This is a genomic window from candidate division KSB1 bacterium, from assembly GCA_022566355.1.
Lineage (GTDB): Bacteria > Zhuqueibacterota > JdFR-76 > JdFR-76 > DREG01 > JADFJB01.
In genome coordinates, this window is the sequence record JADFJB010000007.1 from 37,499 (window position 1) to 63,710 (window position 26,212).

Sequence of the window (26,212 nt, forward strand, 5' to 3'; positions counted from 1 at the left end):
TTAATATGGGTAATATTATGCGCATTTTGTTCTCATTCCTTATTCTTTGCAGTTTGATTCAAATCACCAACGCACAGAATTTAAAAGATGTAGAAAATCAATTACGGCAATTCCAGGTAAATCGAAGTTTGTATTTCAACTATGACCTTTACCAATTTGCCGCAACGCAAGGTGATTCTTCACACTTATCAATCATCGTATCAATTGTGAATGATCTCCTTCAATTTGTTAAGGAATCGGATTCATTGTACGTGGCAAACTTTGAAATAACATTCACGATAACCGAATCTAAAAACCAGTTAATATCCGACAAAACTTTTCGGAAAAGTATTTCTGTCGATAATTTCAAAGAGACAAATTCACGTACCAATGTTCATCTATACTATTATGCCATTGATTTACTACCGGGAGAATATCAATTACTGTTAGAACTGACAGATTTAGATATCAGAAAATCGTTAACCCGGAAAAAGGAATTTGAGATTCTAGACTTATTTGAAAATCCATTAGAAATCAGCGATCCATTAGTGACATCCGATTTAACGGAGGATCGCCTCTTTCAAATTGAACCGTTAACTGAAGTTCATCCGAAATCTAATATTGCTCAACTCATTCTAAATTCCCGACTTTTATCACCGGTTCTAATCGGAGATAAAGTCCACTACCGGGCAAAATCTCCTTTCAAAGTGTTTAACGAATTTTATCAGCAAGCAGGACTAGATTCTTTGAATGTTCGATATCAACTGAAAAATACAAAGCAGGAGATTGTTTGGAAGAGCAATAAATCTTTTTTTTCAACACAACAGGACCAATTTCACAACACGATTCAATTTGATCCGTCTGAACAACAACCTGGTCTTTACATATTAAATATTTTAGTTTCAAGGGGAATAGAGGAGAAAAGTAAAGAAATTCGAATTTATTTTAGAAAAAAAATAAGTGAAAACGTTGAGGACACCAGTGACATTAATATTGCCGCTCCTTTGCAGCATATTTTAAGTAAAAATGAATTTGAGTACATTAATTCATTTGAAGAAAGCCAAAGAGATTCATTGATCGTAGAATTTTGGAATGAACGAGATCCTTCACCTTTAACTGAAAAAAATGAATTAAAAGAAGAATTTATTCATAGGGTAAGATTTGCAAATCAAAATTTTCACAGCCTTCTTAGTGGAAAACAGGGTTGGCAAACCGACCAGGGAAGAATTTACATTTTGAATGGACCACCCACGGAGATTTTTCATCCTTCCATCGAAAATGAGGACTACCAACATGAAATTTGGGTATATGAAAACCCAAGTCTAAAAATGAGATTTGTCTTTGTTTTTAAACCTGAAAAAGGGGAATATGAATTATTATCAAGAGGGTAGCTTATTAGGTGCCTTGTCTGAAAAACACAAAAGGATTTTGAAAGGTTACATCACCTTCGGCAACGGGTTTAAATTGAAAATCTTTTATCAATGCCACAAGCTCATTTTCAAGTTCGGAATTACCAAGTGTAGACGAAATAACTTTACAAAGAGTTACTAGGCCTTCGGCATTGACTGTAATCTCCAGGATAACCTTGCCTCTTAATCTCGGAAATTGTTTTAAGTATTTGTTATAAGTAAATGTGATCCTTCCCTTGTAGGAATTTAGAACATCCAACAGTGATTTTTCATCCCGATATCCAAGACCGGATTCACCTACCTGAATTTCATCCAAACTTTGAAGCTCTACTTCTCCCTTATCTTTCAACACAATTTTTTCATCTACCTGCATTTCGGAAATTAGATTATCCACTTCCAATTCGGATTCTGGGATTAGTTGACCCAAATCGCCAAGATCATCTAAAGATGGCAGCTCAATCACAAGGTTCTGTCCGCTATTCAAAATATCGTTGATTTCTTGAATCAATCCTTTGCCCATTAAAGATTCGATAACCACCCCGGGATTGTCGCTCGTTCCTTTTCCCCCGATTAAACCCAACAGTCCCCTTTTGGTAACTGCCGGTTTTACAGGTGATGTTGATTTGGCCGCGGGAGGTGACGATTCGGTTTCGTTATCTGTTTCTTTCTTTGTGGAGGAAGTTTCGTTAGAAGGTTGATTGAAGTCCTGCCGCGATTGGGATAGTTTAACTTCCTCTTTTTGTGGCTGCCGAATAATTACCTTTGCTACATACCTGGTGTAGGATTCAAGATTAATCGTGTTGCTTTCTACATAGGGTAGCCCATACACATAATAACTAAAAGAAAATCCAAAAAACAGTGAGGTTACCAGAATCGATTTATAAAGCCAGTCTGAAGTAAACCTCTGAATGATTCTTCTTCTAAACTTCCAATATTCTACAACTTCGTTCCCAACTTCAGCTTTGCCATCAAAACCGAATTGAAAACTATGATCATAAATCGTTAGTGAAGCTTTTTTCTCATCGGTAAGTTCGAGTAAATAACCATCTTTAACCTGTTTGAGAAAATTGTGTTTGATTAAATCCCGGATAGACAATGAAGAATCCCCAATAACGATTTCTCCTACTGTATTTTCCTGAACTTTAAGGTAATAAATATTCTCTTTCCCTGAAATGAGATCAAATCTTTTTGGGACTCCAGAACCAAATATTTGAATGGAATTCTTTGGATCATAACCTAATGTGAAACGTTTCTTTTTCTCCAGGGTATAAATCCGAACGCTCCCTAAGTTTTCCACTTTTATTCTAAGAATTTTCGATTGTTTCGACATAGTTATCAGGTTGATGTTATTCAGTACTTGATGTGACTGCCAATAAAATATTATTGTAACCCACCTGTCCGCAGGTATACATTACTCGTTTAAGGATTAGAAAAGGAATATTTTCATCACCCTGCACCGTTATTTCACCCCGGAAAGCCATGCGATCATCCAAATTCGCCACGCTTTCAGTCAGGATACGCTTGGCTTTTAAATCCTCATAAAGGTTATTCAACAAAAGTGTCTTATCGTTTGTAATTTTATTTATTGATTCCAAAGGCCTGCCATCTACCATAATCCATTCGGAACTGATCAAGATAATCGAAGAGGCTGAGGGAACTTTCGTAGCGGTCGACACAGGGAGGATAATATCATTTGAAGTTGACATAATCTGGCCGTCGGTTGAAAAGTTCTTCAAAAGAAATATTAGAAGAATCGTAAAAACATCGATCATGGATGTCAGACGAAGCGTAAAAGTGTAGTGTTTTCTTCGCGGTTTCAGGGTGAACGAATGATGATGCAGAGAATCGTCAGATTGAACCAGGTTATACATATTTATCCTGTGATTGCAAAATTAGGGAATCCAACATCACGGCAACTATCCAATACTTTGATAATTACCTGGTATTGAATATCATCAGCTGGTGAAATCAATACATCCTCCAATTTCGGATATTGTAGTTTGATATCTTCGAGCTGTTCGGCAAGTTTTTTAAAATCAAATCCATCAGATGTATTCAGAACTTTAGGAAAATTGTTTTCCGAAGTTTTGATTTCGAATCCTTCAGGATTAATGGTAACCATCAAAAGAGTTAAATCCTTAAGGTCTTCCGGATTGGTATCTTCTATAATTTCCAGTGTGGGTAATGTCAATTCAATTATGGCAATTTTTACAAATGTTGCCGTGAGGAGCAGAAAAGGGATAAGGATTACAAATATATTCATCACCGGTGTGACGTTTAACTCAACGTCACGACTTTTTCTATTTTTCCCAAGTACTTTCTTTAGGTTCATTTATATTCTTTGATTTGAATGTTCTGGCTAAAAATTGGTAAACTCTGGCAGTATTTTCATTGATATCGTCTATCAATTCATTGGTTCTCTCATAAAGAAATGTGAAAACAAGCATACAAGGAATTGCTACAATTAACCCAAAAGCAGTTGTATTCAAGGCCAATGAGATTCCACTTGAAAGTAGCGTGGCTTTTTGCGCCGCATCCGCATGTGCCACAGCTTGAAAGGAAGTGATCAATCCCCAGATGGTTCCGAGCAAACCGACCAAAGTGGCCACATTTGCAATCATGGACAAATAGCCTGTCCTTTTTTCTAACCGTGGGATTACAGACATTGCTTTTAATTCGATTGCATCTTGGACTTCCACCAAGCCTTCCGTACTTTGAGCCAGGCCTGCACTAATGATTTGTGGAAGGGCTGCTTTTGATTGGTCGCATAACATCTTTGCCGAATCAATATTTCCTTCTTTAATATGATTCACCACCTGGTTTACCAAAGATAATGAATCTACTTTATTCTTAATCATGATGACTATTATTCGTTCGATGGTAATTGTTAAACCAAACAATCCCATCGCTAAAATCAGGTACATAAATATTCCACCCTGTTGAAAAAATGAGACGATTGTGTCCAAATTAATTCTCCTAAATTATTTCAAATTCACCACGGGATTACTGTTCTTTTTCTTCTTGAGACTTTTTGTTTTTCAAATCTATCTTTTCGTAAAGGACGTAAAATTTCAATAAGAAACGATCTATCTAAAATGATGTCATCAATTTCAGGATTTAAGCCGGGAATAACATATACCATTTGCGGTTTCTCCACCCAGCCTTGTATTTCAATTTGTTCCAAAAGCATCTTTAATGACCGTTTTTTTGTTGTTGAGTCCTGAACAGTCTTTGTCTTTACAGAGTCAGGAACAGTTTGAGCGTTTACAGATGTTGTCATAAAAACAGTAAATAAAAGAACACATCCAAAAGTTAAAATTAATTTCATAGTGCCTCTATGGATTATTCACTTTATTGTTGTTTAAAGTATTATTTATTAAAACAATTTGTTCCTTGCTTAACTCGGTCCAGGAGTTTTCCAGGTTATTGGTTTTTGCCTGTTTAACATTCGATTGATGTGCTTCCAATGCTTTTTTCTGAAAAGGGCGAGCCAGTTTCTGCAACTGAGATTCATATGTGATGATTTCCTGATCAGCAAGGTTTTCAGGAAGCGTTGAAACCAGTATGGCATTTGCAAATTCTTCAAAAACTTTCCCGATTTTAAAAGAAGATGCTGTCGTCCATTCGAAAATTCTAAATTTAGCTGCATCAGAATATGCTTTTAGCACCGATTTTAGGGAAATGGATTTATTATTTAAACTTTTTTTAAATGGCGGTGTGAGATCGATTCTTGAAAATTCAATCAAACTTAATTCTGCCAGCATAAATTGTGCATTGGCAGGAAAATACGCATTTAATTTGGATTGGTCTTTAATTGATTTATACTTGTTGACAGTCAATTCAAATGCAGATTTGGCATTCTTTAATTGTTCCAATTCAAACCATGCTAGTCCAACCCGGCATTGAGCTTCAAGCACTCGATTTTGATCTTCTCCAATTTGTACATATTCTTCAAAAATATTTATCGAAAAGTTCCAATTTCTTGCTTTTGTATAACAAATACCGGCAGAAAAAAGAGAAGCGGATGCCGGCAACCCGGATGTTGAATGTTTGGCGATTAGATAATCTTCAGCTGCATTGATCCAATCGCCAATTTTTTCACGATACTTAGCAGCATACAAAGCGCAAAGGGTCGTTATTTCCGAATTAGGATTCTCTTTAATAAAAATCTCAAATAACTCCGCTGATTTGACAGTTTCACCGCTAGTTTCAAACATTTGTCCGGCTGCGATTAAAGCATTCTTGGTTATTTGTGTTGCCGGATATTTTAGAGCAATGTTTCGAAACTTCTCTGCTGCTAAAGCGAACTCACCATTCTTTTTGTAATTTTCAGCGATTTTGAAAACTGAAGTGGACATCATAGTTCTTGCCCTGTCAACAAGTTTAAGAGAATCTGAAAAACCTGATGCAACGGCGCCATACCACTTTTCAGCTTTTTTATAGTTTTCTTCTTGGAAAAATGATTGTGCAACCAAAATCATTGCCATTGATTTCTGTGGATGATTCGGATGCCCTACAATAATTTTTTGGTAAATAAGGCGAGCGAAGTGAGGGTATTGAATTTTGCTTAGTACTTCAGCTTCTTTCATTAGTACTTCCACGACTCTATCTCCCTGTGGATATCGTTCAGCATACTCATGACAACCCAATAGAAATTCTTTGGTTGGACTATTTCCAACTTGTATTGTAACAAGCGAGTCGCTGTCTAAAAATCGATTTAGGGTAACCGGTATAAGCTCAGAATCCCTTTTACTTTCAAGCGCTTTATTATAGCTCATAATACAATTGAAAGCTGCTTTCTCGCTAAATTCATTTTCCGGATAAGTCTTGTAACAATTTTTGTATTCGTTACCAGCTTCTTCGAAATTCCCTGTGGAATAGTATGCATCAGCCAGGTAATAATTTATTTTGTAGGCTAACGAATCCTGTGGAAATAGGGCTAAAAAATATTTGTGTTGATCAATGGCAAGCCGGTAATTTAATGCTTTGTCTACTTTTTCTCTCGCTTGCTGTTGATGGTAAACACCTTTGGAATAAAGAGCGTTTCTAATAAGAGACAATGCTTCTTTTTTAATTACCGAATCCTCTTGAGCAGTAAACCATGCACTACCCGGCTTGTAATAATCTATCAGTTCCCCCCGCATACTATTTGCCAGGGGGAAATCCAATTTCCTTTCATATATTTCAATTATTTTCTGTGAGAAGACTGGAGTATTTGGATTTTTGGGAAATTCAGCATTTAAGTGATTATAGGTTTTAATTGCCTCATCCAGCAAGCTAAACTGTAAATAAACACTGGCTAATTTTTCTAATATTTGATATTTATAGGAACTATCTGAAAATGAATTCAGAAATTCGAAAGCATCTTCAGGTTCCGCATATTCAGTAAAACTAACGGCTATATAAGTAATCGCTTCATTTTTTAAATCAGAGGTAGCAAGATCCAGTTTTTGTGTTTGAATGCGCTCTAATGTTCTTAGATCTTTCAACAAAAGCATAAAAGAACTAATTGCTTCCGGATACTGGTTGATTCGGTAATAGGACCAGCCAAGCTTGTAAAGAGACATGTCATAAAACGGATTACGCCACATATCAGCATTAACCAACCGCTTATAATAAGAAATTGCTTTTTCATTATTGTTTTTGGCAAAATAATGCTCCCCCAATCGAAAATAAGCTTCAGGATAGAGATTGCTTAATGGATAATTCTTAATTAACGCTTCAAAATACTCCCGGCTTTTCTCTTCATCGCCTCTCTCCTGATAGAAGAAAGCTAATCGGTATGTGGTTTTATCATTAAAACCGGAGGTCGGATATTTTGTTAGAAGTTTTTCTAATATCGTAATTGCATGTATATTATTGATTACCGGAAGGATCGGCTTGTCGATTGTTTTATCATTTTTATACTCTTCTAAATGAGACTCATACGAAATCATAGCTACTTCAAAATTCAATCTTGCCTTACGAATGAAAAGATCGGAAAGTTGAAAATATAACCGGGGAGAATATTCACTATTGGGATATTTCAAAATCAATTCTTCATGATTTCGAATTTCTTCCATTAATTCTTCCAGGGATTGAGTCCTACTCTCTTGGGCAAAACTTAATGGGATAAATAAGGCTGAAAAAACAAAAATGAAAATTAGAATACGAGCTTTGATCATCGGTTCTGCCCCTTTAAAAATAAAGCCCTTGAAATGCCATATTCAGCGTAGGTTCGCCAATCCTTGGTACGGACTTCAAGTTTGAGCCTTAGTTGTTCAATGAGTTGCAGCATATCATCGATTTTGGCTTTCTCACTGTTGATCTGGTCTATCAATTTTGAACTATGGTTTTTTACTGCTTCGATTTCTTCAAGCATAAATTTCGGTATCCACTTCTTAGAAACAATTTGAAAAGCATCCAAAAGATCGATCTCTACTAGTAATAGATCTAGCTGTTGCTTCTCGAGCCTCTCCTTAAATGGTTTGAGTGAATTTTCTATCTCTTTATTTATATTGACATTATCGTAAGATTTCGGAAACATATTTAACAAATTATTGAAATAATCGACTGCTTTCTCATATAGTCGAATTTTCAAATGAGCCTGGCCAAGCAATAAGAAAACTTCAGGGATTAGATGATGAGCCGGGAATTTTTTCACAAATTTTTCAAGAGGAGAAATGACATATTGAAATTGCTGCTTCTTTATATAGCACCATCCCAACCCCATCAAAGCCTGGGGATAATTTTCATTATCCGTATTAACACTCTTTAAATAGTTTATTGAAACATCGTAATCGCCTAATTCAAAATACGTAAGTCCTATTACTAAATTACTTCTTTGAGTCAGCAACTCCCATTTTGTGTAGAGCTTTGGCAGCCGGAGAATATCTTTTAAATCATCAAGAGCCTGTTGAACATTTTTTTTTTAAGCTTAGCCATTGCTTTTGAGTAAAGACCATATGCTTGAAATTCACTGTTCATTTCTATTTTCTCAAAAGCTATTATTGCTTTATCTGGTTTATCTAATGCTAGAAAACTTTGCCCGGCATAGTAATATTTCCCGCTACCAACATCAGCGCTAGGAAATGATTCTTCCAGACGGTTATAAAATTCCAGAGAACGGTCGTACTTATCTTGTAAGAAATTAATCCTTTCGAGTCCATAGAGTGCATTGGGAACTAAGCTGCTTTTGCCATAATTGTTCATGACATGCCTAAAGATACGGCTGGCAGCAGAAGACAATTCCATATCAGTTAAAACATTGCCTAGCTCCACAAAAACAACATCGATTTGACTAAAAGCTGAATAATAATCTGTGATGATAATTAATTCCTTGGCGGCTTTGTTGAGCTCACCCTTATCCCTGAAACTAATCGCCTGGTCAAGCAATCTTTTTGCAGCTCTTTCCTGCAAAAGTCTGTCTTGATTAGAAATATCCTGGGCTAGTAATAAAAAACTAAAAAGAACTGTAAATAAACAACTTAGTGTAACAATTAGTTTTGCACGGTTATTGGCCATTATTCTTTTTGTCTTTATTCTTTTTCTTTTTTTTCAATTCTTCCTGCATTTTCTTTAATTCTTCATCGGCTTCCGTGCGTTTTTGTTTAATCATTTGTTGTTTCTTCAACTCTTCTTTTAATTCATTTTCCCGACGTTTACGATCGGAAATTTCATTAAACATTTTTTTCAAAGGAATATACTTAGTAATACCGATCCAAATTTTCCAATCTGCTAATTTTTTATCAACAAAAAAAGTTCTTTCCGTTGGTTTTGCAAGACTAATATCAAATGCCGTAGTCAATATTAAATTGTAAGGGCCTAGAAATGAGAATCCCAGCGTCGAAACCTGGTAGTTTTCCTTGAACTCAATTTTTTCCTTACGATTGGAGAATTGTTCCGTGTAATATTCCCAAAAGAATATTGTATTTCTAACCAAGACTTTTAATCCGACACCCAAATAAATTTGGTCATCCCTGGCGCTGAAAATGCTATTCCCGAGATCTCTGTCTATATATCCGCCATTTAAGTAAAGTTTTAACGGGACAAAAAAATTATCTTCCAAATTTAGGGAAAACGTTGCTCCCGGACTCCAACCAAATTTACCAGAAGTATATGGTTCGTATTCAAGATTATGGTTTACACCTGTCGGTAAAATAAAATAGTTTCTCAGACTCAAGCGTACATTTCGTTCACTACCAAATGGCACCCTTAACTTAAATCCCAACTCAGTATCACCGATTGGACCCCATATGTGACTTTGATCATCCTGGTATGGAACCAACCTTCCGTAAATCTCCAGAAAATGACTTAAGCCGTATGTAAAATTTAAAGTGAGATGGTAATTTTTGGCTAACGAACTGCTACCGGTAGGTTTTTCAAAAAATGTCGACCCAAATGCAGACAAGTAAAGATCGCCGGTTTCGGAAATTCCACCATCCTGAATCCGAAGTAGACCACGCCCACCCTGAAGTGACATTTGAGCATGTGAGACGGCTGCTAAAAGCAGTAGAAAAGCTACAGTTTTAAGTAATAGAGATATCTGTTTGTTCATATGGTTACATCTTAATAGGGATCATTGTAATACAATTCAAGCAAAACAATTAAAACCTATCATTATAAATAGGTATTTTCAAGGTAAATAAAAGAAAAACAACAAATTTAAGGGTGGATTTTTATATTAGAAGAAATAGAAATAGACTTTTCATATTCGTTGTTAACAACTGAAATGATCTCTTTTCGCCATTGTAAATCTTGAACAAAATCCCGGCCGTCAGTTTCAATGGTTAATACTTTATGTTGCTTTTGCCAACCTCCAATCCATTTCTCATAGGCCAAATTCAATTGGAAAAGATATTCTTTATCGATATCCCGCTCAACATCTCTCCATCTCTTTCGAATTCTACTTAATAAAGTCCAGGGCGAAGCGCGGAGATATAAAGTTAAAGCCGGTGGTTTTAAAGCTTCGATCATTGAAGTATAAAGTTCCCTGTATGTTTCATACTCATCAATTGAAATCAGGTTACTTTTAAACAGGTTATTTACAAATACTTCGCTATCTTCATAAATGCTCCTGTCCTGGATAATTGGAACATTCATTTTATCGATCTGTAAGTTGGATTTGAATCTTTGGGTCAGGAAGAATATTTGGGAGTGAAAACTCCATCTCGTCATATCTTTATAAAATTTCGCCAGATAAGGATTTTCCTTAACCGGCTCCTGATAGACTTTCCAGCCCAGTTTTTGGCCAATGAGTTCCGATAAAGTGGTTTTTCCAACACCAATATTACCGGCTATGACCAAAAAAAACACATGGGACCCTTTTTCGTTTTGAGCGTTCATCAGTTATTAATATGCAAGGATTCGATTTAACAATTTAAATTATGCCGTTCTCAAATTAAAAATCAGCAAATAATAAGTGTAGATCAACTGAGAGCTGTTGGATTTATTTTGCTAGGATGAATCTAATAAATTATGATTCTATCTAACAATTATCGTTTTCACAACACCCTCTTTTGTTGGGCTTTGGAAGTGTGCAAAATAGATACCACCAGAAACATTCTGCGGCCAATTCCAGAGCACCGATCTTTGTGTCCCTGCTTCAATTGATTGTTGTATGCTATCAACCTTCTGGCCCCTGATATTGTAAATCGTTATTGTTACTGGTTCTGTTTCTGTCATATCAACCAAAAATCTTGTATAGTTGGATGCAAAATTTGTTCGAGGAGGATGAAGCGAAAATCCATCCGGGATTACATTAGACCCACCAGTGGAAGCCGGTCCAAAATAATTTACAGCATCGAGAGCGTTAGCAATGCCATATCCCATGAAATTATCGGGAGAGCTCGATTGCGATGCTGTTGAGGTGAGAGCGGTTAGCATATCGCTTGGGTTTAATTCAGGATGTCTTTCTAAAATGAGAGCACAAATCCCCGCTACTAAAGGAGCTGAAAAAGAAGTTCCCGTAACTGTACCAATTCTTTGATTGTGTCCTGGGTCAACTGCTGTAACTCTTGTGCCCTTAGCCATTACATCGGGTTTGATCCGGTTATCTGCCGTTGGCCCTATTGAGCTCCTGCTATAACGAGAACCATCTGAGTTCACTCCGCCAACAGTGACGACTCCAATACCATCTGCAGGACTCCACACATATGGCCATTCAGAAACCAACCCTTCATTTCCGGCGGATACCACTATAATGATGCCTTTGGTTACAGCTGTGGAAGCGGTAATTGAAGTAACCATGGTATGTCCATCTAAAGCGCTGTACGGATAGCTAAAGCCATCGTCAAAAACAAGATACCCCAAAGAGGTCGAAATAATATCCGTGCCCAGGCTATCGGCCCATTCGACTGCTGCAACCCAATTGTCCTCCTCTGTTCTTGTTTCCGTCGGGATATGCTCTGTTTTTGCCAATGCATAAGTTGCACCATATGCGGGACCAATTAAACTCTGCGGTAAAAACCCACCAATGACAGACAACACCTGTGTTCCATGATTGTGTTGACTGCTAATGTCTTGTCCGTCTTCGTTGTGAGTGATGTCATCGTTGTTTATAAAATCTCGTTCAACCAAAATATCCAAATGTTGAAGTGATTCGTGCAAATCAAAAAAGAAACCACTATCCAATAAGGTGATTAAAACATCCTTACCTGTCAGCCCTTCCTCGTGCAGGGGGTCGATATTACAAATTTGGATTTGGTTGAGTGACGGCCCGTAATCTAACCCGAAGCTTTTTGCATTTGATTTTGGAATAGAGCTGTTTTTAAATTCAGAATCATTTGCTTCCCTTTTATAGATTCCAACCGGACTGGTCTTCTTAACGAAAGGCAGAGCCGATAGCTTTTCAATTTCCGATTTGCCTGTTATTACACTTATCGCGTTTAGCCATCGGGATCGTCTCACAATTTTGATTCCCTCATCCTTTATTTGTTGAATGTATTTATTGTAAACCGGTAAATCCGATTCATCAAAACTCTTCCCGGGAGTGCCCCTTTTAATCCGTCTCGAGATCGCGCGCTGCGAAAGATTCTGTCGTACGATTTTATTCAGTTGATCCGTAGCGATTGGACCCTTATCCACAAAATAGATCCAGTATTTTTTTTCTATATCATCCGCTTTGGAAAATCCGATCATAGTAGTGGTTAATAATGCACCAATACAAACAATCCATAAAACAAATTTTTTTGAAATCATACGCAGCTTTCCGTTTGCTAAAAATTAAAATAGTTGACATTCTTATTTTAAAGAAAAGATATTGAATTCCACTAAAAACATCAAAGAAAGATTCATTTTTTTAGAAGAAAAAAAGGCCAATATGAATAATGCGGTCCTTATTCTTCAAAATAATAAGATAGGATCAATATGGGGACAGATTTTAGCATGGATTAACCGTATTAAAATAGATCCCTCCCATTAGCACGTTAATAGTTTAGTTTTTCTTCCGACTCCCTGGTTTGTCTATTGGCAAACCTTTTTCACAAAGCGGGCACTCTGTTGGCTGGTAAACGATTGCGGGCAATTCAAAAATGGCATATTTGGGAATTCCAAATTTTACACTATTATTACTACGATCGATAATGAAGCCAATACCTACAACTTCACTACCTTCTTTTTGAATTAGCTTTAAAATTTCTCGAACGGATCTACCGGTCGTTAATACATCTTCAATAACCAAGGCCTTTTCACCTTCCTCAAAATCGAATCCTCGTCTTAGAACCATTTCATCTGTCTCTTTGGATCGTTCGGTAAAAACAAATCGAGTTTTCATAATTCTTGCAACTTCATGGCCGATAATTAACCCACCTATTGCAGGTGCAATAACCAAATCGATGTTTTTATTTGTAAAATGACCCACAATGTCCTCTGCCAGTTCTTCAGCATACTGCGGATATTGCAAAACCCTTGCACATTGAAAATATTGTGAGCTATGCAGACCCGAAGAAAGTAAAAAGTGGCCTTCTAAAAAACCCTTGGTTTTTTGGAAAATCTCTACGATTTCATTATGTTCCATGGTTTATCTTTGCCGATGAAAGGTGTGAGTTTATTTGATCTCGCAAATATAAAGCGGCTGCCCGCGATTTACTGGCGAAATCTGTTTCATCAGATTGATACAGAATATTTCTGCTGACAGTTATGATCATTCCTTCATTTTCTGAATTCTTTCCGGCAGAAATGGTTTCCTCCAAATTTCCTCCCTGGGCACCTACACCGGGAATCAAGAAAGGAAGATTAGGTGCAATATTTCTAATTTTCTTCATGAATTGAGACTGTGTTGCCCCTACAACAAGCCCGACATTATCGTTTGTATTCCACTCGTTTGCCTTATTAGCCACTTCTTCAAATATATGCCTGCCATTCACCGAAAGGTGTTGAAAATCCTTTGCCCCGGGATTGGATGTTAAGCATAGTACAAATGCACCTTTCGATTCATCTTCGAGAAATGGTGCGATACTATCACCACCCATGTATGGATTTACCGTAACGGCGTCAGCTTTCAATTCTTCAAAAACAGACTTCGCATATTTTCCGGAAGTGTTGGCAATATCGGCCCGCTTGCCGTCCAGAATGATTAAGGTATCTTCCTGGATAAGCTCAATTGTTTTTTTGAGACTGCGCCATCCTTTAATCCCAAATTGTTCATAAAAAGCCATGTTGAGTTTATAAGCGCAAACCAGGTCTGATGTGGCATTAATAATGGATTTGTTAAATTCTAGAATGGGTGACTCAAATTTTTTAAGGAAAGAGGGGATCCTGTCAAAATCAGGATCTAGGCCTATGGTTAGGAAGCTTCCCTTTTTCCTACAGGTTGAACGGAGCCTCTCGTTGAATCTCATTATGAAGGAATCTTTCTGTAATTATTTGGGCAGGATTATTTAACCTGATCTATTCATAAACCTTATCACTGTTAATCGAGGAAATGATCTTTTTAATATAAATTAGTTGCAAAATAGATCCCTGCGGGATGACAGTGATGGCAATTCAAATTTCCGGAATAAAATTTAATCAAAAAAAACTAAAACAAATTGAGAGAATACGCAACTAAAAAAATTATTTTCTTTGATTTAACAAATGAATATTTTTCAAATAAAAAGGGTTGAAAGAAAACAGTGATTAATATTAAAGGAAATTTCAAAAAACAAGTCCCAATTATTAAATAAACCCCAATACTCAATCACGAATGACTAAAACTTTTATACCAGAAGTTGCGATTCAATAATTTGTATATTGGAATTTATTTGATTTCTTGGTGCTTGTCATTTATAGTTTCAAATTCATTTTCAGTGTTTCCAAAACTCACGCGTGAGAAGTAATAGAACCGTATAAAGCTCTAACCTGCCGGCAAGCATACAAAATGAAAGAATCCATTTTCCGATGATTGGGATTTGTGAATAATTATCCGCTGGTCCAACTGTGCCAAGCCCAGGGCCGATATTTCCCAATGTGGCTGCAACTGAGGCAAATGCACTCACAAGATCCAAACCAAGTATTGTCATTAACCAGGTTACAAAAACCAGGATGCTGAAATAAAGAAAGATAAAACCAAAAATATTATTCACCACATTAGGTGAGATTACCTGGCCATTGACTCTAACAGGGATAACAGCGTGAGGATGAATAATTCTTTTAAGTTCTGCAAAACCATGCTTTAATACGATCATGATTCGCAGCACTTTTATACTACCCCCAGTGGATCCTGCACTACCGCCAATAAACATGAGGAATAGCATAATGAACTGGCCGGTAGATGACCATTGCTCATAATCCGCAGTCGCATAACCAGTTGTAGTTGTGATCGAAACGACTTGGAATAGTGAGTAGCGGATAGAATCTGATATATTGGGATAAACCGAAGTCAGGTTATCAATCGTTACAATGACGCTGCATATTAGAATAATAGCCAAATAGAATTTAACTTCTTCATTCTTCCAATACGTCAGCAAATTACCACGAATGCCATGGTAATGTAAGCTGAAATTCGTCCCTGCCAAAATCATAAAAAAAATGATTACATAGTCGATATAAGCACTGCCAAAGGCAGTGATACTTGTATTTTTCGTCGAAAATCCTCCGGTAGCCATAGTACCAAAAGTGTGGCAAAGAGAATCGAAAAGATTCATGCCTCCAAACATGAGCAAAATTGCCTCCACAGCTGAGATAACTACATAAACTATCCAGAGTAATTTTGCCGTATTTTGAATTCTTGGGGTCAATTTGTCTGCTACCGGTCCAGGAATTTCTGCTCTGAAAAGTTGCATTCCACCAATACCAAGTAACGGAAGAATTGCGAGGGACAGAACAATGATACCCATTCCGCCCAGCCATTGAGTTAAACTTCTCCAAAAAAGCAAACCGTGTGGCAACTCTTCAATGTTATTCAGGATACTCGCACCGGTGGTCGTAAATCCTGACATTGTTTCGAAAAAAGCATCGGTAAAAGAAGGGATGTAACCGGAAATATAAAAAGGCAGCGAACCGGCTAAGGAGCAGACAATCCATCCTAGTGTAACAATTGCATAACTCTCGCGTATTCTTAATTCACCCTTGAAGCGCAGCGGGAAATAAAGCAGAAGGCCAATTCCGATACTTAGTCCGGCCGATATGAGTAAGGCTGCAATATCATCGTCTCCGTAATACCAGGAAAATGCTGCCGGGAATATCATGGAAATACCCACGAAAATCAGAAGAAGCCCCTGGATATAAAATATCGGTCGAAACTTCATCAACCTACCTTAATGATGAAAGATTTTTTCAATATCGTGAATGGATTGTGGAAGTGTAAAGATGACAACCAGATCACCTGCCTGGAAAATTGTGCTTCCAACCGGAATCAGGACCTCCGAATCCCGCGTAATAGCACCGACAATGGTATTTTTGGGGAGATGAACCTGGCTAAGAGATTTATTTATTAATTTGCTGTTATCAGAAACTTTATATTCCATAATTTCTGCGTCGACGCCGGCTATTGTAACTAAAGAAACCAGGTTACCCCTTCTAATGAGCCTTAAAATGGTGTTGGATGTAACCACATTTGTATTCACTGCGGCATTGATGCCTATTGGTGCCATGATAGGCATGTATTCGTCGCGGTTGATTAAAGAAATTGTTTTAGTCACTTTCAAATGCTTTGCCAAAAGGCATGTGAGAATGTTGGTTTCTTCGTCACTGGTTACACTAATTAAGGCATCCGCATCCATAACGCCCTCTTGAGCCAGTAAATCGAAATCTCGCCCATCTCCCTGGATTACAAGTGTTTTTTTCAATTCTTCAGCCAGGCGATAGGATTTTTCTGGATTCGATTCGATCAACTTAATCTTAAGATCTTTCTCTTGTTCAAGTAAATGGGCTGTTGCCCGACCCACTTTGCCCCCGCCCAGAATAATAATTTGTTCCAATTTTTCATTTGACTTACCCATAAATTCCACAATTTTCGGAATGGCTGTGGTTTCGGCAATGATAAATATTTGATCCCTTGGCATAAATGTGTCAGATCCGGTTGGGATAATCGTACGGTTGTTTCGAACGATGGCGACGACACGAAAAGTATGTTCCCGAAATTCCTGTGTGATAATTTCCATGGTTTTATAAAGTACAGGCGACCCCGGATCCAGGCGAATGCCAATCACTTGAATTCTTTCGTCTGCAAACTGAATGACGTCTGTCGCAGCGCTTCGCTTGATCAGTAAAACAATTTCTTTTGCTGTTTCGAGTTCCGGTTGAATCGCAGTATCTATCCCCCATTCCTTCAGCGTAAACGAATCCGGGTTTTCATAAAAATGAGGGTTACGAATTCGCGCGATTTTTTGTTTAACCCCATATCTTGCTGCAATTTGACATGCTACTATGTTTATTTCATCAAGAGATGTTAATGCAATAAGCATGTCGGCGTCTTTAATTCCAGCTCTCTCAAGTGTATGATAATCTACCCCGTAACCATTTATGACTGTCATATCAAATGATTCTTGCGCATGTTTAACCTTTGTCTCGTTGATTTCAACCGCAACAACATTGTGAATATCACTCGAGAGTATTTTTGCCAGATGCATACCCACCCGGCCCAGGCCTACAATAATTATATTTAGACATTTCACGGTTCTATTAAAATTATTCGTAATCGAATAATCATTCTCCATTTTTTAACCGTGAAGGCGCCAAGATCGCAAAGAAACACATATTTAAATATAATAAAGTTATGTTTCAAAAGATGACTTATAGATCATCCTAATGAATTATTTTTACTTTGCGTCCTCCGCGTCTTTGCGGTTGGTAAATAATTAGGTTCAATAAAGTGAAAAGCGTAGTCTGACTTTATTTAAAAAAACAGCCTTTAGTATAACAAGCAACGATCCATTTTTCAATTATTTTTGGTTTAATCATTATACAGAATTATTATTTCTACTTTAATTGAAAGTTTGACAAAAATATTGCTTGTTTGCTCTTTTTATCCATTTATTTATTTTTTAAAAATCAAGACCCTGATCATATGCAAACTTCAAAAAAAATCAAATTAGCCCAATGGATTTCTGAAATATGTATTCCGCCATTTTTTTTGATTTTTGTGGTAACTATTTTCCTGATCAACTCTACAGGCATAATTACGGATAAAGTCCTCTGGTGGTTTATCTTATTTATTGTTCCGGCTTGTTTGCCCATAGCATACATCATTTATTTGTTTAGAAAAGGCAAAGTGAGTAACAAGCACCTACCAATAAAAAGTGAAAGAACCAGGCCGTATATCGTAGCGATTTTATGTATTCTGCTTGCAATTCTTCTGCTTAAGAGCACCAATGCGCCTGCAATTCTAATTGTTTTAATGACTGCTTACTTGGTCAATGCGGTTTTTTTACTATTGATTAATTTTACCTGGAAAGTGAGCGCCCATGCAGTGGGAGTAGCCTGTCCTTTAATGGTACTTTCCTGGAGTTTCGGACAAATTATATCACCCTTTTTTTTAATTGTACCTTTGATTGCATGGGCACGCTGGCAGCTTGGCGCCCATACATTCGCTGAAGTTTTAATGGGGTCTTTGGCGGGATTAGGGCTTACATATCTTCAGCTTCATTATGGTACTATTTTGTTTGGGTGATTGGAGTTTAAATCCCGAGTATTCCAGCCCGATCAAGTATCCTTGAGATAACGTATTCGATTGGGTAGAGGAAGCTCATTTACGGATTTATGATACTTTCGAAGCATGTATCACGGAAAAATTAAGAAAAGAATTTGAGCCGGAGAAATTATAATGCCAATAATAGCTGAATCGGAAATAGAAGACTTCACTGAATTCGACCAAGAAACTTCAACTGCTAACATTTCAGAAAAAGTGATTCCACCCTTAGAAGATATTTATATTTTTCGAATTAGGGATGATATACAGTGGTTTCTGGAGAAAAATTCGTTCTTAGTGTCTATTCTCTTTGAAGCTCATGTTTATATCAACTATTTTTTCCCATTATATAGTCAAAAAATATTAAATGTAGTATCCGACCCTGAAATCCCCGAAAACATTCAATTGATTATTTCGATATCCGCAAAATTGAACGCAAACGAGGCTTTTGATTGCCTGAAAGAATTAGATGAATACTGGTGGCTTAACGCAAAAAGGCAAACAAAGGGATTGATGAATATCACGGTCGAATTTGGATGAGCTTTGATTGGACACAGTACTTATTCTTGGCACGAGAACTCACCAAAGGTTTAACGTCTTCCTCCAATCATGAAGCAAAGTTGCGTTCTGCAATAAGTCGCGCGCGCTTATTATGGCAGCTTTTTGTAATGCACGAAATTTTTTAAGAGACGACAGAAAAGAAGTAATCCCTTCCACTGCTATAGCTCACGGAATTGTCAAAGATATATTTGGCGGTTCTACCGACAAAATAGAATTAGAGATCGAGGCAGATTTGGACAGGCTTCGAATAGACCGAAATAAGGCAGACTATGATGATGACGTACTTGGCTTGGCCTCAATATCCGAATATGCTTTAAAACTTTGTCAGAACATTTTTCTCAATATCAGGACGCTTCAGAAATAAGGAACAAAATTTATTGTTCCACTGAAGTCAGCCAAAATGTTAAGCGTGTCTTGGTTTTGTGTCTCCCACTGAACTGTTTGGAAATGCAACTAAACTTTAAAAGACAAACTATTCTGGTTATTCCTACTACTTTACATTAGTTCTGAAAATTTATCTATCGCTTCGTCTTACTTTTTTGTCAATCAATTTAGCATAGATTTGTGTAGTCTTAATATCTTTGTGTCCAAGAAGTCTGAGACAGAAAGATCAATATCATGTGTCAGCTGAAATTAGTTAGATCCAGGCACGGATTAAGAGAAAAAAAGAAGTCCCACAAAAATTCCCCTTGCAAATAAAAATTAAACCCCTACATTAAAGATACTTTTTATATTTATCTTCATGATCGGGGTCGATTTTAATCAAGGTTTCGAATACCCCACGATAATTTTCAGCATCTTTGAAAATATTTATGATTTCAATATAGTGTCCGTCAATAAATTGACCGGGTAGAGCATATTGGGGGCTAACCTCAATTTGTTTCTTCAATAAATCAATGGCTGCTTTGCAATATTTTCGAGTGAGGGAAAAATCTTCTTCTGCATAAGCCAAACCTAAAAAATAGGAGTCAACCGCTTCGCGGTAAATTTGATTTTTTTTATCCAAAATGTCGTCGATCACTATTTGACGCTCATCCCAGCCCAGGATGAACCGGGAAAATCGCGCCTGTTGGCTCAAGGTCTGCGCTTTCTTATAATAAGGAGAGCCTTCGAATTTTCCGTATTTATCGAATTCTCCGCCAAGAAGTATGTTTATATAAAAATGCAGGACCGTATTAAACGGATGGGTTGGATTCTCATCAAACTCCAGAGGTTCCAGAAAATTATATTTAAAATGCCAGCGTTTATCATAAAATTGCATATCGCTATTGTTGGAGATCAACAAACTGCCGCGGTAGCGTTCCTCATAACTAACGCTTGCATCTTGCAGAGGTATTTGAATTTTGATCAAAAGTTCGGAGCCATAGATGTCTTCGCACCAGGTATTGGAATTGATGTATTGGGAAATAACCTCTTGAAAATTCACTAATTTTTCACGTTTCTCCAGGGGTAAACGTCTAAGATCAACGCTTACCTCAGCTTTAACCTTTTGGGCAAAACAAACGAAGGGGAGGTAAAATGAAAACAAAATCAAAACCATTAAACTACGTAAAAGGGAACGAAAAAACATATTTAAACTTCCTTTTTGTGTCCTGTATAAAATCTACCAATATTAAGGTATTTGTCAAGGTTTTCTTGTTAAAATGTTCTAACCTGATTTTCTTGATTTTGTTCATAGCCGGGTTTATTTTTTTTCCGGTAGAAAGTGGTGTTGCTGATGTGAACCTGCCACTCAGTGTCCGGCAAATTGGCATGGGGTATACCATCTATGTAGATCAGCCGGATCCTTTATTATTTTTCTCTAACCCGGTTGCTCTTTCTTCTACACTTAACTGGAGTGTGGGAAGTTTTTATACGCGTTTGTTTAATCTACAGGATTTAGGACTCATTGCTATTACAGGCGCTAAACGTTTTGGCAATTGGACAGCCGGGCTGGGCGCCAACTATTTTGGCTTCGACTACTATCACGAACAAACCATTGCAGCTGGTTTATCCAATACCTTAAACGATCGCTTTGCCTGGGGTTTTTCCATTCGATTTCAACAAATCACAATTAAAAATTATGGGTCTTCAGGTTCACTGGTTTTCGATGCCGGCTGGAAATTTTCGGCAACTCAACAGGCCAGTATCCTGGGTTCCATTCAAAATATAAGCAGAGCTACTATTGGTCAAGGTAACGAAAAATTGCCGCAAACGATCCAGGTCGGCATTCAGTTTATCCCGGTGGCAGGTGTCATCGCTGCTACCGAGGTATTCAACGAACTTGGTTTTGAGCCGGAAGCCCGCTTCGGTGTGGAAGTGGATTTATATCAATCCATTAAAGTGCGAGGCGGCATTACCCGAAATCCATCGCGATTTACCGGTGGATTTAGCCTGCAAATTCTGGCAGGAAGAATCGATTATGGCTTCAGTAATCATATTGAATTGGGCTACACCCATGCCTTGAGTGTGGTGTTGGCGAAATGAAAGAGAGGAATAAGATAACAGGTATAAGGTAGAGAGGTTAAATGCAAGGTAAAAGGTAAAAGGTATATGGAAAAAGGTATAAGGTTAGGGCTAGCAGAAAGAAAAGAAATAAAAAAAGGAGGTAGAATTGGGGAAAATGATCAGATTTTGTTTTGTATTTTGTTTGATTCACTTATTTATTTTTTTGATAAAAATTAATATTTCGTCAGCTCAAATAAATTCAATCGAATTAGAGCGATATCTTGAACTCATTACCGACGACGAAGACCAAACCGAGTTATTGGAACAATTGGAAGATTGGCTTGAAACTCCCCTCGATCTGAATAAAGCTACAAAAATGGAAATGCTTATGATTCCGGGATTTCCGCCAAAAAGTGTAAATCAAATCTTGGGCAAAAGAAAGAAACAACCCTTTTCATCACTGGGTCAAGTAAAAAATTTATTGAGAATGGAAGAAGATATCTGGAACTGGGTTTCACAGTTTTTGACTGTTAAAGCCATCCAACCTCGAATATTGAAAGGAGATATGCGGATTCGTTTGAGCAGGCCATTGGAAGAATCTAAAGGATTCCTGGAAGATCGTTTTTCAGGCGGTCCGGTAAAATCATACCAGAGATACCGTTTGCGATACAACGAGATTCAAATTGGCGGGGTGCTGGAAAAAGATAGCGGCGAGTCCTCCTTGGTCGATCACAAAGTAATTGGGCTTGAAAAAACCTGGGGCAAATCAGGGAGATTGGTTTTAGGCAATTACACATTGAATATTGGGTTGGGATTGGCCATTTGGTCGCCTTTTTCAATTCGAAAAGGCTCGGCGCCTTTTTATACCACTCGCCGAAGTAACCGGACCATTCGGCTTCATTACTCTGCCTTCGAAGCTGATTACTTTCAAGGAATCGCAATTAAAAAAAGTTTTGGAGGTTTACAGGCAGCCGGTTGGATGTCTGATATCAAAGTAGATGCCGGTTTGACGGATTCCGGTGAATTATCCGGTTTTGTCCAAACCGGACTTCATAGAACAGAAACGGAAAAAGGAAAGCTGAATAACGCCCGGATCCGGATGTTGGGCGGACTGTTAGGATATAGATGGAGTGATGGTTTTCAAATTCAACTTGTTGCGTTTAAAACAGACTTTGATCCCGAAATTGCCAAAGACTCAAATGAACCGAAAGAGTTCAACCTTGCCGGTAAAAATCTAACTGTGATGGGAATAAATCTTCGGGGTGATTTTGAAAATGGAGCTTATTTTGCCGAAGTTGCCTGGAATGAAAACAGAGATGGCGCCATTATCCTTGGCGGGATGAAGGAATTATCCAACTTGAAGATTCTAGGGCTTTACAGAAATTATTCACCGCGTTATGACAATCCTTATGCCCATGGCTTCGGCGAGCGAGATGGTACCAACAATGAGACCGGGTGGTATATCGCGATGAAATATCGTCCAATCAAAACGGCGACTTTTACAATCTGGTTTGACCAATTCAAAACCCCCTGGAAAACATTTAATACAAGGTTACCACAGGTCGGATCGGATTCCTATTTTGAATGGCATCAGAAAATAAATCCGTTATTTCGATTTTACCTGCGCTATACTCACGAGACCAAAACCTCTGATGAATCAATACCGGCAGAATCGCCTCTTTTCGGAAAAGCCCTGTTGCCATTCGCTAAAAAACGGTTGCGATTGCATCTGCAATATAAAATTCAAAAAGACCTGGAAATGGCGACCAGGATTGAGGCTGTTCGTTACAGCCTGTCTTCTTCAATTCATAATTTGATTAAAAGTAAAATAGATGAGGGCTGGATCATTTACTGGGAGATGAGAAAATCAGCACCAAAAAGTTTTCTGACCGGAGGCACCCGGTTCACCTTTTTCAACACACAATCATTCGATGCCCGTCTCTACCAATTTGAACAGAGTGTCCCCGGTGTTCTTGCCAATAAGCTGCTATTCGGCCGCGGCGTTCGCTGGTACGTTTTCACTAAATTGAGGTTATCAAAAAATTTCATTTTTTCTGCTAAATATGCCAGCACCCGATATGAAGACCGGCAAACAATCGGTAGTGGCTTGGACACAATCTTTTCGCCTGTCCGGCATGATATTTCGCTTCAATTGGATGTGAAGTTTTGAAGTGGTTATCCGCTAAAAGGCGGATAAATAGATTTTACATATATTTATTAGATAAAATGTGGTTCGACTAATTATTTTTAAGTAAGTTGAAAATTGTATAAAGAAGATGTAAATTATCCTATATTATTTACAACTCGTATTCAAATTATACCAATTATTCAGATGACTTACTATTACCGATTGCTGCACGACAAACTAGTTTCTTCCTTGAGTCATAACAAAGTACGAATCATTTTTGGAGCAAGACAGGTCGGCAAAACCGTTCTGATGAATAACATCATTCCCAAAGATCACTTTGTATTGTATAACTTACAGGATACCTCACTACGGCGTCGTCTTGAAAAAGATCCCTCCATCTTCACGCGCGAGTTAACAGCGTTGCCCCTACAGCACACTCATATTTTTGTTGATGAAATCCAGAAAGTTCCCGCTTTGTTGGAAGAAATACAGTTCCTATACGACCAGGACAAAACCCGATTTCAATTCTTTTTAACTGGCAGTTCAGCGCGCAAGCTACGCGAGCATTCTGCGAATCTTTTGCCAGGCCGGTCTCACGTTTATCGTCTTTTTCCTGTCGCTTTAAGTGAAGAAGAAAACCGCAATTCCCGGATTAAAAGCATGAAAATTGGTGATGGTAGACACTTCCCACAAAAATCCTTGCATACAAGACTTATTTTAGGCAACCTTCCCGGTATTCGTGAAGAGCATCTTGAGAGTGCCCAGGAAACTCTCTCCGCTTATGTGGACAATTATATCGAAGAAGAAATCAGAATGGAAATGCTGGTACGCAATGCAGTCCCTTTTGATGTTTTTTTGCAACTTGCTGCACTCGAAAGTGGCAAACAAATCAACCTTACTAAAATGTCTCAAGCGAGTGGCATTTCGGTTTCGACGCTCAAGAACTACTATCAAGTTTTAATTGACACGTTTGTTGGGTACTGGATACACAGCTACAAAAAATCACCTCGAAAGCGCTTACTCACCACACCTGCATTTTACTTTTTTGATCTGGGAGTCCGAAACGCGGCTGCTGAGCTTTTGCTGAACGAAGCAATACTCGCCACAATTGGCGGACCCCTTCTACAACATCTCGTAGGTTTGGAATTGATTCAAAAAGCAGCTTACATGGGAAGAGGATACAATGTTTCTTTTTGGCGACTAGTTAGTGGAACCGAGGTTGATTTTGTCTTTGAAACGCCAGATGAGGACATCCCGATAGAGGTCAAATGGACGGATTCACCAAGGGAAATAGATGCTCGCCATATTAGGAAGTTCATTGAATTGAACTCTGAACGAGCGAAAAGAGGTTATGTAGTATGCCGGGTTGCCAGGGCACAGCAATTGGGAGAAAATGTGCTGGCAATTCCTTTTGAAGAACTGTAGCAAAAATTTGTTTGTTGTAAAAGCTGGTCAAACACGTTGTAGAATCATGATATAAGTCTCTGATTTGGACTCCGGAGGAGTGGAATATTTGTATTTAACGTCATCATGCTTAATAAAAGATTCTCATATATTACTCCTAACTAAAGGATCTTTCATGTATTCTTAGAAATTTTTAGTATTAAACATTCCAGCCCGATGGGGATTGGTAATCCATTTTTGAAATTATCATGATAGTTTCATACTAGTTTTAATGTATCATAATCAGTCTAGTGAAAAAGATTTTCAGCATTTTATAAATATAAATATGTATGCTATGTATTCATTTTTATGATGATCCGCATTTTCTTTAATGTTGTAACTATTCAGCCTGCCCTGTCAATCTGTAAGGAAACTTCAACGCATTCATCTTTTCTACCATTCTCTAGCTAGTGATTCTTCTGAATGAGGTCGTTCATACCGAATAACTGAAGTAACACTTTCTATAACCTCAAACAATTCTTTTGCATTAATCGGTTTCGGCACATAACCATCCATACCTGCTTCCAGGAAGCGTTCCTTGTCGCCTTTCATGGCATGGGCGGTCAAACCTATTATGGGGATATGAACGCCAGTTTCCTTTTCATTTTCACGTATTCTTGCTGTCGCTTCCAAACCGTCAAGCGTTGGCATCTGAATGTCCATCAGGATCAAATCAAAATGGCCCTGCTCCAACAAAGTAAGTGCCTCTGCACCATCGTTGGCTACTTCCACTTTATGACCCCGTTTTTCTATCAGTCTAGCCGCAACCTTTTGGTTTATTTTATTGTCGTCTGTTAACAGGATGCAAAGGCGCTGCTTTTCCTCCCGTAATGAGTGGCGCGTGACCAGTTCTGTAGGCTGACCCTCCTCTTTCTTGCTATTTTGTTTATTGCCAACAGCTGACCTGGCCTGCACAGTTTTTATCGCATCCAGCAGTTCTGTCTGTAATATCGGCTTGGTTAAATAAGCGGATATACCAAGCTCTTTGCAGCGGGATGCATCGCCTCGATTACCCACTGTCGGCAGCATCATTATTATCGTATCAGCCAGTTTAGGATTTTGTTTGATTTGTTCTGCAAGTTCAAAACCATCCAACTCCGGCAAATTGGATTCAAGCAACACCAGGGCAAAGGGGTTGCCTGATTCGTTTGCCTGTTTCATTTCCCTTAGCGCTGCCAT

The 26,212-nt window shown here is 37.9% G+C and carries 24 protein-coding genes; 7 read left to right on the plus strand and 17 right to left on the minus strand.

All coding sequences use genetic code 11. From position 1 onward, the window contains the following. Window positions 1-5 precede the first annotated feature (5 nt). Window positions 6-1,370, plus strand: coding sequence for a GWxTD domain-containing protein (locus IIC38_02625; protein ID MCH8124842.1), 1,365 nt, complete (start codon window positions 6-8; stop codon window positions 1,368-1,370). A 4-nt stretch (window positions 1,371-1,374) separates the two neighbouring features. Here IIC38_02625 and IIC38_02630 read toward each other — a convergent pair whose 3' ends face one another. The 15 genes from IIC38_02630 to trkA all read right to left on the minus strand — a co-directional run bounded on the left by IIC38_02630 (window position 1,375) and on the right by trkA (window position 17,503). Next, window positions 1,375-2,718, minus strand: coding sequence for an energy transducer TonB (locus tag IIC38_02630; GenBank protein ID MCH8124843.1), 1,344 nt, complete (start codon window positions 2,716-2,718; stop codon window positions 1,375-1,377). 16 nt (window positions 2,719-2,734) lie between these two features. Then, window positions 2,735-3,259, minus strand: a complete 525-nt coding sequence (locus tag IIC38_02635) for a biopolymer transporter ExbD (GenBank protein ID MCH8124844.1) — start codon at window positions 3,257-3,259, stop codon at window positions 2,735-2,737. 2 nt (window positions 3,260-3,261) lie between these two features. Further along, on the minus strand, window positions 3,262-3,720 hold the full coding sequence (locus IIC38_02640; GenBank protein MCH8124845.1) for a biopolymer transporter ExbD: 459 nt from the start codon (window positions 3,718-3,720) through the stop codon (window positions 3,262-3,264). After that, window positions 3,689-4,354 (minus strand): MotA/TolQ/ExbB proton channel family protein, encoded by a 666-nt coding sequence (locus IIC38_02645; GenBank protein MCH8124846.1) that lies wholly within the window; start codon window positions 4,352-4,354, stop codon window positions 3,689-3,691. The genes IIC38_02640 and IIC38_02645 overlap by 32 nt, the downstream gene beginning before the upstream one ends. Window positions 4,355-4,380: 26 nt before the next feature. After that, window positions 4,381-4,716, minus strand: coding sequence for a hypothetical protein (locus IIC38_02650; protein MCH8124847.1), 336 nt, complete (start codon window positions 4,714-4,716; stop codon window positions 4,381-4,383). A 7-nt stretch (window positions 4,717-4,723) separates the two neighbouring features. Further along, on the minus strand, window positions 4,724-7,450 hold the full coding sequence (locus IIC38_02655) for a tetratricopeptide repeat protein (GenBank protein ID MCH8124848.1): 2,727 nt from the start codon (window positions 7,448-7,450) through the stop codon (window positions 4,724-4,726). Between the two features lie 98 nt (window positions 7,451-7,548). Continuing rightward, a complete protein-coding gene (locus tag IIC38_02660) occupies window positions 7,549-8,223 on the minus strand; it encodes a tetratricopeptide repeat protein (protein MCH8124849.1) in 675 nt (224 codons plus the stop codon). Between the two features lie 41 nt (window positions 8,224-8,264). Then, window positions 8,265-8,786: a hypothetical protein gene (locus IIC38_02665; GenBank protein ID MCH8124850.1), complete on the minus strand. Its 522-nt coding sequence runs from the start codon at window positions 8,784-8,786 to the stop codon at window positions 8,265-8,267. 94 nt (window positions 8,787-8,880) lie between these two features. After that, window positions 8,881-9,924, minus strand: coding sequence for a hypothetical protein (locus IIC38_02670; protein ID MCH8124851.1), 1,044 nt, complete (start codon window positions 9,922-9,924; stop codon window positions 8,881-8,883). 107 nt (window positions 9,925-10,031) lie between these two features. Next, complete coding sequence (locus tag IIC38_02675) at window positions 10,032-10,712, minus strand: deoxynucleoside kinase (protein MCH8124852.1); 681 nt, start codon at window positions 10,710-10,712, stop codon at window positions 10,032-10,034. A 138-nt stretch (window positions 10,713-10,850) separates the two neighbouring features. Further along, window positions 10,851-12,566, minus strand: a complete 1,716-nt coding sequence (locus IIC38_02680) for a S8 family peptidase (GenBank protein ID MCH8124853.1) — start codon at window positions 12,564-12,566, stop codon at window positions 10,851-10,853. A gap of 235 nt (window positions 12,567-12,801) precedes the next feature. After that, a complete protein-coding gene (locus IIC38_02685; GenBank protein MCH8124854.1) occupies window positions 12,802-13,383 on the minus strand; it encodes an orotate phosphoribosyltransferase in 582 nt (193 codons plus the stop codon). Further along, window positions 13,373-14,206 carry an orotidine-5'-phosphate decarboxylase gene (pyrF, locus tag IIC38_02690; GenBank protein MCH8124855.1) on the minus strand — a complete coding sequence of 278 codons (834 nt, stop codon included), beginning with the start codon at window positions 14,204-14,206 and terminating at the stop codon, window positions 13,373-13,375. Before pyrF ends, IIC38_02685 begins: the two co-directional genes overlap by 11 nt. Before the next feature lie 444 nt (window positions 14,207-14,650). Continuing rightward, the gene (locus tag IIC38_02695) at window positions 14,651-16,093 is read right to left on the minus strand and encodes a TrkH family potassium uptake protein (GenBank protein ID MCH8124856.1); all 1,443 of its coding nucleotides are present in this window, start codon (window positions 16,091-16,093) and stop codon (window positions 14,651-14,653) included. A gap of 9 nt (window positions 16,094-16,102) precedes the next feature. Beyond that, complete coding sequence (gene trkA, locus IIC38_02700) at window positions 16,103-17,503, minus strand: Trk system potassium transporter TrkA (protein ID MCH8124857.1); 1,401 nt, start codon at window positions 17,501-17,503, stop codon at window positions 16,103-16,105. 350 nt (window positions 17,504-17,853) lie between these two features. Here trkA and IIC38_02705 point away from each other — a divergent pair, with 350 nt between their 5' ends. From IIC38_02705 to IIC38_02715, 3 genes are all read left to right on the plus strand, one after another. Continuing rightward, a complete protein-coding gene (locus IIC38_02705; GenBank protein ID MCH8124858.1) occupies window positions 17,854-18,456 on the plus strand; it encodes a hypothetical protein in 603 nt (200 codons plus the stop codon). A 153-nt stretch (window positions 18,457-18,609) separates the two neighbouring features. Then, window positions 18,610-19,014 (plus strand): hypothetical protein, encoded by a 405-nt coding sequence (locus IIC38_02710; protein MCH8124859.1) that lies wholly within the window; start codon window positions 18,610-18,612, stop codon window positions 19,012-19,014. A 112-nt stretch (window positions 19,015-19,126) separates the two neighbouring features. Beyond that, a complete protein-coding gene (locus tag IIC38_02715; protein MCH8124860.1) occupies window positions 19,127-19,399 on the plus strand; it encodes a hypothetical protein in 273 nt (90 codons plus the stop codon). A gap of 351 nt (window positions 19,400-19,750) precedes the next feature. Here the strand turns inward: IIC38_02715 and IIC38_02720 are convergent, their stop codons facing one another. Then, window positions 19,751-20,563 (minus strand): DUF4835 family protein, encoded by an 813-nt coding sequence (locus IIC38_02720; GenBank protein ID MCH8124861.1) that lies wholly within the window; start codon window positions 20,561-20,563, stop codon window positions 19,751-19,753. Here IIC38_02720 and IIC38_02725 point away from each other — a divergent pair. The 3 genes from IIC38_02725 (at window position 20,554) to IIC38_02735 (ending at window position 25,015) form a co-directional block, all read left to right on the plus strand. Next, window positions 20,554-21,501 (plus strand): hypothetical protein, encoded by a 948-nt coding sequence (locus tag IIC38_02725; GenBank protein MCH8124862.1) that lies wholly within the window; start codon window positions 20,554-20,556, stop codon window positions 21,499-21,501. The two genes, IIC38_02720 and IIC38_02725, sit on opposite strands and share 10 nt — an antisense overlap. A gap of 136 nt (window positions 21,502-21,637) precedes the next feature. Next, on the plus strand, window positions 21,638-23,632 hold the full coding sequence (locus tag IIC38_02730; protein ID MCH8124863.1) for a hypothetical protein: 1,995 nt from the start codon (window positions 21,638-21,640) through the stop codon (window positions 23,630-23,632). Between the two features lie 162 nt (window positions 23,633-23,794). Further along, the gene (locus IIC38_02735) at window positions 23,795-25,015 is read left to right on the plus strand and encodes an ATP-binding protein (GenBank protein MCH8124864.1); all 1,221 of its coding nucleotides are present in this window, start codon (window positions 23,795-23,797) and stop codon (window positions 25,013-25,015) included. 411 nt (window positions 25,016-25,426) lie between these two features. Here IIC38_02735 and IIC38_02740 read toward each other — a convergent pair whose 3' ends face one another. Continuing rightward, entirely contained in the window at window positions 25,427-26,194 is a 768-nt protein-coding gene (locus tag IIC38_02740) for a response regulator (GenBank protein MCH8124865.1), read from the minus strand. Window positions 26,195-26,212 lie beyond the last annotated feature (18 nt).

Coding starts and splice junctions, on each gene's coding strand:
- IIC38_02640 (MCH8124845.1), bottom strand. CDS start 3,720: ATGAACCTAAAGAAAGTACTTGGGAAAAATAGAAAAAGTCGTGACGTT.
- pyrF (MCH8124855.1), bottom strand. CDS start 14,206: ATGAGATTCAACGAGAGGCTCCGTTCAACCTGTAGGAAAAAGGGAAGC.
- IIC38_02655 (MCH8124848.1), bottom strand. CDS start 7,450: ATGGAAGAAATTCGAAATCATGAAGAATTGATTTTGAAATATCCCAAT.
- IIC38_02635 (MCH8124844.1), bottom strand. CDS start 3,259: ATGTATAACCTGGTTCAATCTGACGATTCTCTGCATCATCATTCGTTC.
- IIC38_02715 (MCH8124860.1), top strand. CDS start 19,127: ATGGCAGCTTTTTGTAATGCACGAAATTTTTTAAGAGACGACAGAAAA.
- IIC38_02630 (MCH8124843.1), bottom strand. CDS start 2,718: ATGTCGAAACAATCGAAAATTCTTAGAATAAAAGTGGAAAACTTAGGG.
- IIC38_02740 (MCH8124865.1), bottom strand. CDS start 26,194: ATGAAACAGGCAAACGAATCAGGCAACCCCTTTGCCCTGGTGTTGCTT.
- IIC38_02730 (MCH8124863.1), top strand. CDS start 21,638: ATGATCAGATTTTGTTTTGTATTTTGTTTGATTCACTTATTTATTTTT.
- IIC38_02650 (MCH8124847.1), bottom strand. CDS start 4,716: ATGAAATTAATTTTAACTTTTGGATGTGTTCTTTTATTTACTGTTTTT.
- IIC38_02710 (MCH8124859.1), top strand. CDS start 18,610: ATGCCAATAATAGCTGAATCGGAAATAGAAGACTTCACTGAATTCGAC.
- trkA (MCH8124857.1), bottom strand. CDS start 17,503: ATGGAGAATGATTATTCGATTACGAATAATTTTAATAGAACCGTGAAA.
- IIC38_02735 (MCH8124864.1), top strand. CDS start 23,795: ATGACTTACTATTACCGATTGCTGCACGACAAACTAGTTTCTTCCTTG.
- IIC38_02695 (MCH8124856.1), bottom strand. CDS start 16,093: ATGAAGTTTCGACCGATATTTTATATCCAGGGGCTTCTTCTGATTTTC.
- IIC38_02685 (MCH8124854.1), bottom strand. CDS start 13,383: ATGGAACATAATGAAATCGTAGAGATTTTCCAAAAAACCAAGGGTTTT.
- IIC38_02680 (MCH8124853.1), bottom strand. CDS start 12,566: ATGATTTCAAAAAAATTTGTTTTATGGATTGTTTGTATTGGTGCATTA.
- IIC38_02705 (MCH8124858.1), top strand. CDS start 17,854: ATGCAAACTTCAAAAAAAATCAAATTAGCCCAATGGATTTCTGAAATA.
- IIC38_02675 (MCH8124852.1), bottom strand. CDS start 10,712: ATGAACGCTCAAAACGAAAAAGGGTCCCATGTGTTTTTTTTGGTCATA.
- IIC38_02725 (MCH8124862.1), top strand. CDS start 20,554: ATGAAAACAAAATCAAAACCATTAAACTACGTAAAAGGGAACGAAAAA.
- IIC38_02625 (MCH8124842.1), top strand. CDS start 6: ATGGGTAATATTATGCGCATTTTGTTCTCATTCCTTATTCTTTGCAGT.
- IIC38_02670 (MCH8124851.1), bottom strand. CDS start 9,924: ATGAACAAACAGATATCTCTATTACTTAAAACTGTAGCTTTTCTACTG.